The following is a 14,262-nucleotide window of genomic DNA, read 5'->3' on the forward strand; positions in this document are numbered from 1 at the left end:
GAAGGTCCAGTGTGGGAGCGAGCCTGCTCGCGAAGGGCATTGGCGTCATAAGTAGCACGGCACGCTAGCGTTGCGGCGCAACCATTCGAAACCGGATATTGATGTCGTCGGAAACCACGCTATCGGCCCATTCGCCTTCGCCGACTTTGAAGTCGCTACGCTTGAGCGTTAGCTGGCCATCGAAGATTCCGATGGCGTTCGCCGCCTTCAGCAGGACAGGAACGGCTACCTCACGGGTTATACCTCTGAGCGTGAGTTTGCCGGTGATCGTGTAATGGTTTTTGCCTTGGGCTTTTACGCCGGTCGATTCAAACGTCGCCACCGGATACGTTGCCGTGTCAAACCACGCGGGCTTTTGCAGTTCTGTGTTGGCCTGTTCGCTGCCGGCATCGATGCTGTCGAGCTGAATGGTGAGCGCGGCATGGCCGACGGCGGGGTTCGCCGTGTCGAAATCAAGCGTGGCCTTGAACTTGCCAAACGTGCCATACACCCGCGAGCTGAACTGGTTATAGGTGAAGGAGATCGTGCTGGCGGTCTCATTCACTTGCGTGTATTCGACCGCGTGGGCGCGGGGCAAGAAGCCGAAAGTGAGCGCGGCGGCCAATACAGCGAACCGAGGGAATCGAGAAGTCATGGGATTGTCCGATCGGGGGCTACGCCAAGAGCTGAGATGCCCGCACACACGGGCCAGCGACAGATGGACTTAAGCAAAGAACTGCTCTTTATTCCACCCCCCGCCGAGACTTGCGACTCTCTGGCGGCATCGGGCGTTTCCTGTCGATCTGACGGTGTCCGACATCAAGCGCCTGCGTCTATACCAACCGCTCGATTTTCTGATGCTGCCAAACCCATTTGTAGTACAGCGTCTGCAACACCAGCATCCCCAGATAAGCCACCGGAAATGCCATCCACACACCCTGCAACCCGAACTGCTGGTCCAGCACATACGCCACCGGCAATTGCACCAGTACCACACAAATAATCGAAACGGCCATCGGCACCAACACCGTGCCACTGGCACGCATGATGCCGCCGATGATCGCCTGGAAACCAAACACCAACATACTCCAAAGCATGATGTGCAGCAGGTGCTCCGCCTTCGCTCGAGTGGAATCTTCCGTGAGGAACAACCCCAGCAGCCAGTGCGACAACCCATAACCCAACAGCACCAACCCACCGGTCAGACACACATTGATCATCAACCCTGTGCGCAGAATCAGCGCCAGGCGTTCAAGGCGCCCTGCCCCGATGGCCTGAGCGCCGAGAATCGACGCCGTGATCGCAATCGACAGCGCCGGAAACTGCACGTAATTGACGATCTGCGTCACCGCGCCATAGGCCGCCGTCGCCTGAGAGCCGTGCTGATTCACCAACGCCAGAATCACCAACTCCGACAATGACAACACCACCATCTGCAACCCGGTCGGCAAGCCGATGCGCAGCACTTTGCCGAGAATCACCCCATCCAGCCGCATCGCCGCCAACATCTCCCGATCCGGCGCCAACGGATGGCCCTTGCGAATCAACCGCCAGGCCAGCCAGCCCATTGCCGACAAGTTGCCCGCCAACCCGGCATACGCCGCGCTTTGAATCCCCATCATCGGCAGCCCGAACCAACCGCGAATCAACGCTGGCGTCAGCGCCAGCCCAATACACGTCGACACCACCAGCGCCACCAGCGGCGACACCGTGTCGCTCACCCCACGCAGCAGCTGGGTGAACAGCACGTACACCAACAGCGACGGCATGATCCACATCATCACGTGGGCGTAGGACACAGCGTCGTCGAGTACGTCTGCCGGCGTTCCCAGGCCTTGCAAGGCAGCTCTTGCGAACACGCTACCCAATACCGCGGCCACCAGGCCGATGATTGCCCCCAGCAGCAAGGTGGTTGCGGCGATGGCTTTCACCAAATGCGGTTCCCGCGCGCCCCAGGCTTGGCCGATGAGCACACCCGCACCCGAGCCGAGGCCGATGATCAGGGCGATGAAGAAAAATACGATGGGGAACATGCCCGATACGGCTGCCAGAGCTTGGGTGCCGAGCATTTGGCCGATATAGATGCTGTTGACGGTGCCCGTCATGGATTGGAGGAAATTGGAGAGAACCATGGGGGCGAGGAAAAGGAGGTAGGTTTTCCAGAGGGGGTGTTGGGTGGTCGGGGTTTGCATTGGGTGGAAGTCCAGCTCGGCTGCGGGAATAGGATTCTAGAGGATAGCGTCAGCGACAATACACAAAATGCAGTGAATAGCTCGGAGCTGGTTCGATCGTTTCAGCAAAGTGGAGAAGAAGGTCCTAGGACTGCATAAAAGTTCCTACATAAAGCTCGGAATCGGTAACCTTGCCGACCGTTCCTATGAAGCTTATAGTCCGCCCCGTCGCCCAAATGGCGGCCAGGTTTGGCGACCTGCAGATCGGATCAGTTCCTTAAATCTGATTCGGAGCGCCACCTATGGAAAGATACATGCCCCTCACCGGAATCGACCTGATCCCGGCCTCCCTGCTCATCGACACCGAAGCTCCACTCGACGTCCTTCAAGCCACCGCTGACTACCGCATTCGCGCCGTCACCCAAGTGCTGGAAAACATCGCCTTCCGCGCCGAAATTGGTTGCGACACGGTGGTGCTGTCGGACTTTTCCAAACTGCTGGCCATTCCATTGCGCGATGGTTGTGATCGGCCGACGCTTGCGAGCCCAAGCGGCTGAGTAAATGAAAACGGGCGCCTTATTGGTGTAAGGCCAGTGTAGGAGCGAGCTTGCTCGCGATGGACTCAAAGCGGCGCGTTTATTCAGAAAACACGCGTTATCGTTAACGTCCATCGCGAGCAAGCTCGCTCCTACACTGGCATTAAACCCATTTTCGGCCTAAGCAGGCTTTGACGACGAACCCCGTCCCTGCGTAGCGGTCAAAGCAGGTGATGGCACCGCCGATGATCAAAACTGCTGGTTGCTTCATTCAAGGGCGAAGCCAGTCGTTCACACACTTTAGGGTGCGCCGGATAATTTTCAGTAGGCTCTTCTGCAGGGGGACAGACGCTAACTGCTGCTCATATCCAATGCTCCCGAACTGGAGTACGAAAATGACTCAGTCAATGCGCTTTTTCCTATCGATCGTCCTCGCGACCGCCTCACTGGCGTCGGCGAGTTTTCTGAACACTGCGGGAGCGGCAACCGCCGAGGATCTGAATAGCGAATCTCACCTAGCGTTGCAACGGCTCTACAAAGCCACACCCGCTGCCGAAGCCATTTCACACAAAGCCAAGGCGATACTTGTCTTCCCGAAAATCATCAAGGCGGGCCTTGTGTTTGGTGGTAGCTATGGCGAAGGCGAATTGTTGGAGGGCAAGAACGTAGACGGTTACTACAACTCCGTAACCGGGTCATGGGGGCTGCAGGCAGGCGCCCAGTCGTACGGCTACGCGGTATTCCTGATGACCGACAAAGCCCTGAAGTACATACGCGAAACCAAGGGCTGGGAAATCGGCGTAGGCCCAACAGTTGTCGTGGTGGATGAAGGGGCCGCGAAGAACCTGTCCAGCTCCACGCTGAAGGACGAAGCCTACGCGTTCATTTTCGACCAGCAGGGGTTAATGGCTGGGGTCAGCATCGAAGGAACGAAGATTTCCCTGATCAAGCGCTGAAGCCGACCGTCTGGCGCACGGATGCGCCAGTCAACAAAAGTCCTGGACAGTGCAGCCCAGGATAAAGGCGATAAATCCATTTTCGGATTGAACCGCCTCCTTCTTGCTGAAAAATCAGGAGGCGAACAATGAGCAAACAACCTCAACCCCGTAGCCGTTCCAACCCTCAGCCCAGATCGCGCCCCGTTGTGCCTGACCTGCCCAGCAAAACCGGCAACAAATCCGGGGGCTTACGCGGTAACTATCCGTCGAAGAAATCAAAGTGAGTTCAGCGTACGGCCGGCTTTGCGGTTGAGACTGTTGTGCTTCCCTGTCAGCCGTTATAGAGGATCAGCGGGATTTCTAGATACCGATATCCCGGCTTTACTCAACCCTTTGGCGTCGTGATCACCTGGAATCGAGGTCGCGGTTGCTCTGGCTTTACTCAACCCTTTGGCGTTGTGATCACCAGGAATCGAGGTCGCGGTTGCCCTGGCTTTACTCAACCCTTTGGTGTTGTGATCACCAGGAGTCGTGGTCGCGATTGCCCTGGCTTTGGCTATGCCGCGAGTATCTTTGGAATGGGCGATGCCTGAAGTCGTCGCGCCATGACCTCGATCACTATTGCGATCACTGCCGTAGCGATTTCCGCTTACACCATGGTCGCGAACAGCCTTGCCCGCATGATCGCTGGCCAGTCCATTGCCGTGGCCATCACTGTCAGCGTCGCCGGCATGACTTGAACCGCTGTGACCGGCGCCCATACCGCCGCCATGGCCACCGCCTATACCGCCGCCATGGCCACCGCCATTTCCACCGCCACCGCCACCGCCATTTCCACCGCCACCGCCGCCGCCACCACCACCACCACCACCACCACCGTCCTTCGCGAAGGCGGAGTTCATGATGGACAGATCAGCAGGGAGTAACGGAGCGGCCGCAAGCATCAGGGCGCATGACATTACAGCAATGAGACTCTTGTTCTTTAAAAGCATGACTGCTTCCCTAGGGTTGTTATCGCGTACTTATGACGCGTTAAGCCCCAGACAGTTCAAAATCCTGCGACAGACGGAATGCAGTGCGCATTAACCCAATCAATACACCGCCAGAAGAGGCTACCCTTATCTTTCCCCTGCGTGCCCGTGAAGCGTGCTGTCCTGGAAAGGTTGAGCCGATGCCTTCGAGCGACCTGGCGGTCGCTCGAAGGTGCTCTTGTTACTTCAGGTTACCGCTGAGGAACTGTTGCAGACGCTCGCTCTTGGGGTTGCCCAGTACGTCCTCGGGTGCGCCCTGCTCTTCCACGCGCCCCTGGTGCAGGAACAGCACCTGGTTCGACACCTTGCGGGCGAAGCTCATTTCGTGGGTCACCATGATCATGGTGCGACCTTCTTCGGCCAGCCCCTGAATCACCTTGAGTACCTCGCCCACCAGCTCCGGGTCGAGCGCAGACGTCGGTTCGTCGAACAGCATGATCTCCGGCTCCATGCTCAGGGCCCGGGCAATGGCGACGCGCTGCTGCTGACCACCCGAGAGAAACGCCGGGTACTGATCGGCGACCCGCGACGGCAGTCCCACCTTGTCGAGATACCGACGAGCGCGCTCCTCGGCGTCCTTCTTGCTGACCCCCAGCACCCGGCGCGGGGCCATGGTGATGTTTTCGAGCACGGTCATGTGGCTCCACAGGTTGAAATGCTGGAACACCATCGCCAGGCGCGTGCGCAGGCGTTGCAGTTCATCGGCATCCGCCACGCGCATGCCGTGGCGGTCATGGACCATGCGAATCGGTTGGTTGTCCAGGCTCATGGCGCCGTCGTTGGGCGTTTCCAGGAAGTTGATGCAACGCAGAAAGGTGCTCTTGCCCGAACCACTGGCGCCGATCAGGCTGATCACGTCGCCGGTTTTGGCGTTCAGCGAAACACCCTTGAGGACTTCGTGGTTGCCGTAGCTTTTATGCAGGTTTTCAACGGTCAGTTTGTACATGTGCAAGCTTCCTGAATTAATGAGCCGGGCCGAGGAAAGACAGCCAGCGGCGTTCGGCCAGGCGGAACAAACCGACCAGAGAGAAAGTGACGGCCAGGTAGATGATTGCGGCGATACCGAACGACTGGAAGGTCAGGAAGGTTGCCGAGTTGGCGTCCCGAGCAACCTTGAGGATGTCCGGCACGGTGGCGGTAAACGCCACGGTGGTCGAATGCAGCATCAGGATCACTTCGTTGCTGTAGTACGGCAACGAGCGGCGCAGAGCCGACGGCATGATGATGTAGGCATACAGCTTCCAGCCGCGCAGGCCATAGGCCTTGGCCGCCTCGACTTCGCCGTGGTTCATGCTGCGGATCGCCCCGGCGAAGATTTCCGTGGTGTAGGCGCAGGTGTTCAGGGCAAAAGCCAGAATGGTGCAGTTCAACGCATCGCGAAAGAACGCATCAAGTAACGGCTGGGCGCGTACTGCAGCAAAGCTGTAGATGCCGGTGTAGCAAATCAGCAACTGGATATACAGCGGCGTACCGCGAAACAGGTAAGTGTAGAACTGCACCGGCCAGCGCACCCAGACATTGGACGACACCCGGGCAATCGACAACGGAATCGACATCACAAAGCCGAAGAAGATCGAGGCACTGAGCAACCAGAGGGTCATGGCCAGCCCGGTGATGTGACTGCCGTCCTGGTAAAGGAACGGTCGCCAGTATTCCTGCAGTAGTTCGATCATCGTACGGCCTCCCGGGTGCCTGCGGCGTACACGATTTCCAGCCGACGCAAGACGTAATTCGAAGCGGTGGTAATCACCAGGTAGATCAAGGCGGCCAGCACCAGGAAGAAGAACAACTGATAGGAGCTCTTGCCCGCATCCTGGGCCACCTTGACCAGATCGGCCAGACCGATGATCGAGACCAGTGCAGTGGCTTTGAGGATCACCATCCAGTTATTGCCAATGCCCGGCAGGGCAAAGCGCATCATTTGCGGGAACACCACGAAGCGAAAACGCTGGGCGCGGGTCAGGCCGTAGGCGGTGGCCGCTTCCATCTGGCCGCGGGGCACGGCGAGGATCGCGCCACGGAAGGTCTCGGTGAAATACGCCCCGTAGATGAAGCCCAGGGTGATGACCCCGGCACCGAACGGGTTGATCTCGATATAGTCCCAACCCAGGGCTTCGGTCAGGCTGGTCAGCCAGGTTTGCAGGCTGTAGAAAATCAGCAGCATCAGCACCAGGTCCGGCACCCCGCGGATCAGCGTGGTGTAGGCCTGCGCCGGGACGCGCAGCAAAGCTGACTTGGAAAGCTTGGCACTGGCGCCGATCAGGCCCAGGCCCACGCTCACCAGCAAGCACAGAAAGGATAATTTGACAGTCATCCAGGAGCCTTGCAGCAACAGCGGGCCGAAGCCCTTAAGGCTGAAGCCGGACAGTCCCAGAATCTGCAGTAGGTTTTCGAACATTGCGCAGCCCTTTGGCAATCAAGAAAGCGCCCATCCGGGATGGGCGCAGGGTCATTACTTGCCGCTGTAAAGGTTCAGGTCACCGAAGTGCTTCTGCTGGACGGCCGCGTAGGTGCCGTTGTCATGCAGCGCCTTGATGCCCTTGTCCAGCAAAGCCTTGAGCTCGGCGTTGCCTTTGGTGATGCCCACTGCGGTTTTCGCTGGCAGCAACTCGCTGTCGACCGGCTTGCTGATTTCAAAGCCGGCACCTTGCGGCGACTTCAAAAAGCCCAGTTCGGCTTGCAGCATGTCCTGGATCGAGGCATCGAGGCGGCCGGAGATCAAGTCGGTATAGACCTGGTCCTGGTTGGCGTAGGCCTGGGTCTCGACACCGGCCTTGTCCAGTACGGCCTTGGCGTAGGCTTCCTGGATGGTGCCCTGCTCATAGCCGATCTTCTTGCCCTTGAGCGAAGCCGGATCAATGCCGATGGCATTGCCTTTCTTGTACACCAACGCGGTCGGGCCGGAGAACAGCTCGCTGGAGAAGTCGATGACTTTCTCACGGGCAGGCGTTGCGGTCATGGAGGAGATCACGCCGTCGAACTTGTTGGCCTTGAGGCCCGGAATCATGCCGTCGAAATCGCTTTCAACCCATTTGCACTTGACCTTCAGCTCGGCGCAGATCGCATTGCCCAGGTCGATATCGAAGCCCACCAGGCTGCCATCGGCGGCCTTGGATTCGAAGGGCGCGTAGGATGGATCGACACCAAAACGCAGTTCCTTGTATTCCTTGGCCAGGGCCGAGCCGGCAGCCACACACAATGCCAATGCAGAAAGGGTCAGAAATGCTTTTTTCATTGTTTTAATTTCCAAGGTCTATCGAAAGCGCTTGTGGCGCAATTGCAGGGGTACTGCGAGGCGAACCATCTTATGCACACGCACTTACTTGTACAGACAAGCATATGCAATCGTCTGGCCAATTCGTTGCGTGGCCGCCGATAAAAGTGCACGAAGCTGTCTGGGACGGGGCTTTCCAATAGTAGAGCGCAGGGCGGACACAGCCGTAAGGCTGTTACCGCCGCTGGATTTTGTACGCAGTTGGGGTGCGCGGTAACAAAAAATGAGAAGCCTCAGTCACCGACCTCAGCCATACGGACGCCGCTTGTCAGCGAGAGGGTACTTAAAGGGCTAACGGGAAAAAGCCACTGGAAGGTGGCCCCTACCGGTTAATCAAAAGCACCGTTGAGCACTTCGTAGATGAGCCCGGTTGCCAGCGCGACCAGTATCAAGTCGGTGCCAGCTTGCTGCCATTCATAGCCATCATAATGAGGCAGCCTGCCGTTCAACCGGCCATCCAGCTTTTTGGCAATCCCGGGGGGAAGCGGCTTGCCTCGAGCGAGGTTCTTTTGAATGCCGGGTGGCAATGCAGGTCCGGGGCTCCAGTAGTCCCGATATCCGCCAACAATCCCAAGTACGCCTGCGTGATTGATACTTGGGCCATTATCCCAATTGCCCCCCCCGGAATTTTTACCTTTGTTTGCATGACCTCCCTGGTTGCCATGAACCTGGTTGTTTTGCGAATTTCCATTGCCGTTTCCCTTTCCATTACCGGGGTCGGCTAATGCAGTCGCTGAGCCGGATACCAGGGCAAGGCATGTAATTGCTGCAATCAATGAGCGGGATCTGAGCATGAGTCGTTCCTTCAATATGGCGGGATATTTCTTGGTAAATTTAGACGCTATCAACGCTTTGGGTTCCATGCACTCCCTCCGACGCTCGAATTTTCGGAAGTACGGCCGGCTTTGCAACGGTGCCGGCCAGAGAAAATCAGTTTCCGTGAAGCGTTTGTACTTCAAACAGGTCAGCTCACACTGGATGCGGAGCCCCCTCCAATACACAGGTAATGTGAACTTTTAAACCTTCAAAAGTTAAGTTTATTTTATCCACCCGTCACAATTTGATACGTATAATTTTCCCCGCCCAGAAACCCATTTCAACCCACCAAAGGAGCGTCCGGCCATGGACCCTGCCCATTCTCGGTGGGTCATGCATACACAAGCCAGGCGTAATAAAGCCGAGCGCAGCGTTTGACCCGGCAATTTCCCTTGCTGATTTCACGTGCCGTTTCTGCTTCTGCCTTCAGCGTTCGTTTGCGTGACCTCACTTCATTGTTTTACCAACCCTCAAGAGTGTGCTGTGCTTTGACTGCGTACTGAGCAGATTTAGACGCGTGCGCTCAAGAAAGTGTTGGCTTGTGGTCATGCACCTTACTCAGAACGCTGTTGGAATCACTGAATATGAACAAGATATTCCGTCATTACATCCCGGCCACGACCCTGCGATTACTGCCTAACCGCTGGGATCTGGTCGCCTTGCCGCTGGTCATCGGCTTCTTGCTGTTTTTCTCGATTGCCGCACGGGAAACCTGGGCGCCGATGTCCACCTTGCAGGGTGAGGTCATCTCACTCGACCCGGCCAGCCTGCCCGAATATGCGATGCGCACCACCCTGCGCATGCTCGCAGCAATGGCTGCGTCCCTGGTCTTTACCTTGCTCTACGGAACCCTGGCGGCCAAGAGCCGCCGGGCCGAGAAACTGTTGGTGCCGGTGCTGGATATCCTGCAATCGGTGCCGGTGCTGGGCTACATCTCGTTCACTGTGACGTTTTTTCTGCTGTTGTTTCCAGGGCGGGTGCTCGGCGCTGAATTCGCTGCCATTTTTGCCATCTTCACCAGCCAGGCCTGGAACATGACATTCAGTTTCTACCAGTCACTGCGCATGCTGCCCCGTGACTTGGAGGAAGTGGCCAGCAACCTTCAACTCTCCGGCTGGCAAAAGTTCTGGAAGCTCGACGTGCCGTTCGCCATTCCGGGACTGGTCTGGAACATGATGATGAGCATGTCCGGTGGCTGGTTCTTCGTGGTGGCCTCCGAAGCCATCACCGTCGGTGACAAGTCCGTCATGCTCCCGGGCGTGGGTTCGTACCTGGCCGTCGCCATCCAGCAGCAAGACCTGCATGCCGTGGCTTACGTGATCCTGGCGATGATCGCGGTCATCCTGATTTACGACCAGTTCCTGTTCCGGCCACTGGTGGCCTGGGCCGACAAGTTCCGCATGGAAAACACCGCCTCCCAGGCCGGCGCGCCGGAATCATGGGTGTTGAAGCTGATCCAGCGCACTCGCATGGTCCAGCGCATCTTGCGCCCCTTCACCCGCACGCTCAGCCGAATCGGCAACCGCCGCTTCAGCCTGTCGCGCTCAACCCATAACGCTGCGCCATCGAACCCGGCCACTTCACGGCTGATCGATTGGGTGTGGGGCACGCTGATTGCCGTGTTGACCCTCTACACGCTGTACCACATCGGCCTCTACATGAGCAGCGAAGTGACTCTCGGTGAGGTCGGTCACGTGCTCGGCATGGGGCTGATTACCTTGCTGCGTGTGGTGTTGTTGATTGCCGTGGCCTCGCTGATTTGGGTGCCGCTGGGCGTGATGATCGGTCTGCGCCCGCACCTGGCAGAAAAAATCCAACCGCTGGCGCAGTTCCTCGCGGCCTTCCCCGCCAACCTGCTGTTCCCGGTGTTTGTCATCGTGATTCTGCGTTACCAGTTGAACCCGGACATCTGGCTGAGCCCGCTGATCGTGCTGGGGACGCAGTGGTACATCTTGTTCAACGTGATTGCGGGTGCCAGCGCGTTCCCGAACGACTTCCGCGAAGCGGCGGTCAACTTCCGCATTCGCGGCTGGCTGTGGTGGCGCAAAGTGATGCTGCCGGGCATCTTCCCGTATTACGTGACCGGCGCGATTACTGCCTCTGGCGGGGCGTGGAACGCCAGTATCGTTTCCGAGTTCGTTTCATGGGGACAGGACAAGGTCGTGGCACACGGCCTGGGCGCTTACATCGCCCAGAACACGGCCGCCGGTGACTTCCCTAAAATCACTCTGGGTGTGGTGGTGATGTCGCTCTTTGTCGTGGCCTTCAATCGTGCGGTATGGCGGCCGATGTACGCCATTGCTGAAAACAAACTCCGTCTCAATTAACGGGATTCGATGTCATGAATACCTTTACAGAACACACACAGGCATCCCCCGAAATCTACGCGCTGAACAACGTGAGCCGGGCGTTTGGCAAGGGCAAGGACGAGTTGCAAGTGCTCAGCGATGTAGACCTGACCCTGCGCGAAGGCGAGATCGTCGGCATGTTGGGCCGCTCCGGATCGGGCAAATCCACCTTGCTGCGCATCATTGCCGGCCTGATACCGCCATCGTCGGGTGAGGTCCGGTACAACGGTGCCCTGCTCACCGGGCCGGCCGAAGGTGTGGCGATGGTCTTTCAGACCTTTGCGCTGTTCCCTTGGCTGACCGTCCTCGAAAACGTAGAGGCAGGCCTTCAGGCACTGCAGGTCGAACGCAGGGCCGCCCGCAAGCGTGCACTGGCGGCGATCGACCTGATCGGCCTTGATGGTTTCGAAAACGCCTATCCGCGGGAATTGTCCGGCGGTATGCGGCAACGGGTCGGCTTTGCCCGAGCCCTGGTGGTGAACCCAACCCTGCTGTTGATGGATGAGCCGTTCTCCGCACTGGACGTGCTGACCGCCGAAACACTGCGCACCGACCTGCTGGACTTGTGGAGCGGTGAACAACTGCCGATCAAATCCATCCTGATCGTGACTCACAACATCGAAGAAGCCGTTTTGATGTGCGACCGCATCCTGGTCCTGTCATCAAACCCCGGGCGGGTCGTCGCCGAAATCAAAGTGCCTTTCGAGCATCCACGCAACCGACTGGACCCCACCTTTCGGCAAATGGTCGACGACATCTATGCCTTGATGACAGACCGCCGTCGCGCCGACGCCAGCACCGGCAAAGCCGAACTGAAAATGGGCAGCCCGCTACCGGAAGTCTCCACCAACCTCATCGCCGGCCTGATCGAAACCCTGGCCGCCGAGCCCTATAACGGTGAGGCAGGCCTGCCCGACGTCGCAGAACGGGGCTTGCTGGAGGTGGACGACCTGTTCCCGGTCGCTGAAATGCTCGAACACCTGGGCTTCGCCGAACTCAAGGGCGCCGACATCACCCTCACCGAGGCCGGCAGGCTGTTCGCTGACTACGGTACCCAAGAACGCAAAACCCTCTTTGCCGAACACCTGGTCAAACACGTGCCACTGGCTGCCCGCATTCGGAAGGTTTTGCAGGAACGAAACGGCCACCGCGCGCCGCGGGTGCGTTTCGAGCAGGAACTGGAAGACTCTCTGACCGATGCGTTTGTGGAAAAAACATTGGAGAGCGTGATCACCTGGGGGCGATACGCTGAAATTTTCTCCTATGACGACCACACCGAGACCTTCAGCCTGGAAGATGTTGAAGGCAGCGTTTAGCCCTTTACGCGCCATAGGGTGAACGTTCAAACAGGGTACATTCTGTGCCCTGTTTTGTGGATCCGGCATCGGTTCTATCGTCCAGCCAGAGATCGCTTTGCGGCAGATGCACCTGCCACGCAAAGCAGATTATCGAGGCAAAGGCAGTGCCGTAGTGTACTTGATCTGCTCCATGGCAAAGCTTGATGTGATGTTGGAAAGTCCGTCGACGCTCGTGATCAGCTTCTTGTAGAAAGTGTCATAGGCGGCAATGTCGCTGACCACGACGCGCAACATATAGTCCCAATCCCCCGACATCCGATAGAACGCCATCACTTCCTCGAACTGCGACACGGTCTTGGCGAATGTATCCAGCCAGACCTTGTCATGACGCTGGGTCTTGATCTGCACCAGCACCGATAGCCCAAGGCCCAGCAGGACTGGGTCCAGCAGGGCAACTTTGGCTCTGATATAGCCCTCTTTCTCGAGCTTTTTGATCCGCTTCCAGCAGGGGGTCGTCGAAAGGTTGACAGCTTCAGCCAGATCTTTGAGGGGCATGTCGGCATCGCGTTGCAGGAGCGAGAGGATATGGCGATCAAAACTATCCATTTTTTCTTCTTTATCTCTAGTACATAGAAAATTTTTCTAAAAAATAGCCTAAGAGCTGAAGAAATGGAAATTAATTTTCGAGTGGGTGGCAGTAGGATTTACACCATGAAAAACGAGCTCGGAGCCACTCAAAAATGAACAAGATCATCGCCACACCCGCCACGCCTCAGGCGATAGTCTTTATGCCGTTGACGCCTGCCGGGGCGAGGAAAACCCTGTGAACGATTGGATCCGTACAGCCATCAGCCGTATCTCCTGCGATCTGCTGCGCTCCGCCGACACCCACATCCACAAGCTGGAAATTCCAGGGTTGAAGGGCATCGACATTTACCTCAAGGACGAGAGCACACATCCAACCGGAAGCCTCAAACATCGGCTGGCGCGCTCGCTTTTTCTGCATGCCATTTGCAGTGGCAAGGTCCGTGAGAGTACCCATGTGGTCGAGGCTTCCTCGGGCAGCACCGCTGTGTCCGAAGCCTACTTCGCCAAACTGCTTGGCCTGCGTTTCACCGCCGTCATGCCGCGCAACACCGCGAGCAAAAAAATAGAGCAGGTCGAACTGCTCGGCGGGCACTGTTACTTCGTTGATCATTCGTCAGAGGTCTATGCCCAGGCGCAGCGCCTGGCGCGCGAAAGCGACGGGCACTATATGGACCAGTTTACCTACGCCGAGCGGGCAACGGATTGGCGTGGCAACAACAATATTGCCGACAGTATCTTCCAGCAGATGACCGGCGAGGCGCACCCCATCCCCCACGCAGTCGTCATGAGCGCAGGGACTGGCGGCACCACTGCCACCATCGGTCGCTACATCCGCTACAAGGGTCACGCTACTCAATTGATAGTGGTGGACCCGGAGCACTCGGTTTTCTATGACAGCTATCGAACAGGCGACTCCAGTCTTACCGGCAGCAAAGGCAGTCGCATAGAAGGCATCGGTCGCCCCCAGGTTGAGCCGTCCTTCCTGCCCGACGTAATCGACGACATGCTCAAGATCCCCGACGCGGCCAGCATCGCCACCCTCTATTGGCTGGAGAAGGTACTCGGCAAGAAACCAGGGGGTTCCACCGGTACCAATATGTGGGGCGCGCTGAAAGTCGCATCGCGGATGCAGGAGCAAGGCCTGCAAGGTTCTATCGTGACCCTGATGTGCGATAGCGGCGACCGCTATCTGGACACCTATTACGACCGCGACTGGGTCGCTCGCAACATCGGCGACATCACACCCTATGCGAAACAACTCGATCGCTACCTTTAATACACGC

Annotated in this window: 12 protein-coding genes and 2 pseudogenes; 5 read left to right on the plus strand and 9 right to left on the minus strand. The window is 57.8% G+C overall.

Translation table 11 applies throughout. From position 1 onward, the window contains the following. Nucleotides 1-64: 64 nt before the first annotated feature. Complete coding sequence (locus tag ACM6IR_RS09325; protein WP_414907448.1) at nt 65-634, minus strand: YceI family protein; 570 nt, start codon at nt 632-634, stop codon at nt 65-67. 178 nt (nt 635-812) lie between these two features. Further along, entirely contained in the window at nt 813-2,171 is a 1,359-nt protein-coding gene (locus ACM6IR_RS09330) for an MATE family efflux transporter (protein ID WP_414907449.1), read from the minus strand. 281 nt (nt 2,172-2,452) lie between these two features. Between ACM6IR_RS09330 and ACM6IR_RS09335 the strand changes: the two are divergent. Continuing rightward, nucleotides 2,453-2,711 (plus strand): annotated as a pseudogene (locus ACM6IR_RS09335) (hypothetical protein). Nucleotides 2,712-3,081: 370 nt separating this feature from the next. Continuing rightward, nucleotides 3,082-3,642 carry a YSC84-related protein gene (locus tag ACM6IR_RS09340; protein WP_414907450.1) on the plus strand — a complete coding sequence of 187 codons (561 nt, stop codon included), beginning with the start codon at nt 3,082-3,084 and terminating at the stop codon, nt 3,640-3,642. A 473-nt stretch (nt 3,643-4,115) separates the two neighbouring features. Here the strand turns inward: ACM6IR_RS09340 and ACM6IR_RS09345 are convergent. The 6 genes and pseudogenes from ACM6IR_RS09345 to ACM6IR_RS09370 form a co-directional block, all read right to left on the minus strand. Continuing rightward, a pseudogene (locus ACM6IR_RS09345) lies at nt 4,116-4,616 on the minus strand (hypothetical protein); the annotation flags it as partial. 220 nt (nt 4,617-4,836) lie between these two features. After that, complete coding sequence (locus ACM6IR_RS09350) at nt 4,837-5,601, minus strand: ABC transporter ATP-binding protein (RefSeq protein WP_414907451.1); 765 nt, start codon at nt 5,599-5,601, stop codon at nt 4,837-4,839. 16 nt (nt 5,602-5,617) lie between these two features. Then, the gene (locus ACM6IR_RS09355; protein WP_414907452.1) at nt 5,618-6,328 is read right to left on the minus strand and encodes an ABC transporter permease; all 711 of its coding nucleotides are present in this window, start codon (nt 6,326-6,328) and stop codon (nt 5,618-5,620) included. Further along, nucleotides 6,325-7,053 (minus strand): ABC transporter permease, encoded by a 729-nt coding sequence (locus tag ACM6IR_RS09360; RefSeq protein WP_414907453.1) that lies wholly within the window; start codon nt 7,051-7,053, stop codon nt 6,325-6,327. Before ACM6IR_RS09360 ends, ACM6IR_RS09355 begins: the two co-directional genes overlap by 4 nt. A 54-nt stretch (nt 7,054-7,107) precedes the next feature. Next, nucleotides 7,108-7,890 (minus strand): transporter substrate-binding domain-containing protein, encoded by a 783-nt coding sequence (locus ACM6IR_RS09365; protein ID WP_414907454.1) that lies wholly within the window; start codon nt 7,888-7,890, stop codon nt 7,108-7,110. Between the two features lie 368 nt (nt 7,891-8,258). Then, entirely contained in the window at nt 8,259-8,723 is a 465-nt protein-coding gene (locus ACM6IR_RS09370) for an anti-virulence regulator CigR family protein (protein ID WP_414907489.1), read from the minus strand. Between the two features lie 606 nt (nt 8,724-9,329). Here ACM6IR_RS09370 and ACM6IR_RS09375 point away from each other — a divergent pair. Together ACM6IR_RS09375 and ACM6IR_RS09380 are read left to right on the plus strand one after the other, a co-directional pair. Beyond that, nucleotides 9,330-11,072, plus strand: coding sequence for an ABC transporter permease (locus ACM6IR_RS09375; protein WP_414907455.1), 1,743 nt, complete (start codon nt 9,330-9,332; stop codon nt 11,070-11,072). A gap of 14 nt (nt 11,073-11,086) precedes the next feature. Next, entirely contained in the window at nt 11,087-12,409 is a 1,323-nt protein-coding gene (locus ACM6IR_RS09380) for an AAA-associated domain-containing protein (RefSeq protein ID WP_414907456.1), read from the plus strand. A gap of 129 nt (nt 12,410-12,538) precedes the next feature. Here ACM6IR_RS09380 and ACM6IR_RS09385 read toward each other — a convergent pair whose 3' ends face one another. Next, nucleotides 12,539-12,997: an Lrp/AsnC family transcriptional regulator gene (locus tag ACM6IR_RS09385; RefSeq protein WP_414907457.1), complete on the minus strand. Its 459-nt coding sequence runs from the start codon at nt 12,995-12,997 to the stop codon at nt 12,539-12,541. A 217-nt stretch (nt 12,998-13,214) separates the two neighbouring features. Here ACM6IR_RS09385 and ACM6IR_RS09390 point away from each other — a divergent pair, with 217 nt between their 5' ends. Beyond that, on the plus strand, nt 13,215-14,255 hold the full coding sequence (locus ACM6IR_RS09390) for a PLP-dependent cysteine synthase family protein (RefSeq protein WP_414907458.1): 1,041 nt from the start codon (nt 13,215-13,217) through the stop codon (nt 14,253-14,255). The last annotated feature ends 7 nt before the right edge of the window (nt 14,256-14,262 follow it).

The organism is Pseudomonas sp. IT-P253, assembly GCF_949768125.1.
Taxonomy (GTDB): Bacteria; Pseudomonadota; Gammaproteobacteria; order Pseudomonadales; family Pseudomonadaceae; genus Aquipseudomonas.

What these genes read in the sequence shown, in the direction of transcription:
- ACM6IR_RS09325 (WP_414907448.1), bottom strand. Translation starts at nt 634, where the DNA reads ATGACTTCTCGATTCCCTCGGTTCGCTGTATTGGCCGCCGCGCTCACT.
- ACM6IR_RS09330 (WP_414907449.1), bottom strand. Translation starts at nt 2,171, where the DNA reads ATGCAAACCCCGACCACCCAACACCCCCTCTGGAAAACCTACCTCCTT.
- ACM6IR_RS09340 (WP_414907450.1), top strand. Translation starts at nt 3,082, where the DNA reads ATGACTCAGTCAATGCGCTTTTTCCTATCGATCGTCCTCGCGACCGCC.
- ACM6IR_RS09350 (WP_414907451.1), bottom strand. Translation starts at nt 5,601, where the DNA reads ATGTACAAACTGACCGTTGAAAACCTGCATAAAAGCTACGGCAACCAC.
- ACM6IR_RS09355 (WP_414907452.1), bottom strand. Translation starts at nt 6,328, where the DNA reads ATGATCGAACTACTGCAGGAATACTGGCGACCGTTCCTTTACCAGGAC.
- ACM6IR_RS09360 (WP_414907453.1), bottom strand. Translation starts at nt 7,053, where the DNA reads ATGTTCGAAAACCTACTGCAGATTCTGGGACTGTCCGGCTTCAGCCTT.
- ACM6IR_RS09365 (WP_414907454.1), bottom strand. Translation starts at nt 7,890, where the DNA reads ATGAAAAAAGCATTTCTGACCCTTTCTGCATTGGCATTGTGTGTGGCT.
- ACM6IR_RS09370 (WP_414907489.1), bottom strand. Translation starts at nt 8,723, where the DNA reads ATGCTCAGATCCCGCTCATTGATTGCAGCAATTACATGCCTTGCCCTG.
- ACM6IR_RS09375 (WP_414907455.1), top strand. Translation starts at nt 9,330, where the DNA reads ATGAACAAGATATTCCGTCATTACATCCCGGCCACGACCCTGCGATTA.
- ACM6IR_RS09380 (WP_414907456.1), top strand. Translation starts at nt 11,087, where the DNA reads ATGAATACCTTTACAGAACACACACAGGCATCCCCCGAAATCTACGCG.
- ACM6IR_RS09385 (WP_414907457.1), bottom strand. Translation starts at nt 12,997, where the DNA reads ATGGATAGTTTTGATCGCCATATCCTCTCGCTCCTGCAACGCGATGCC.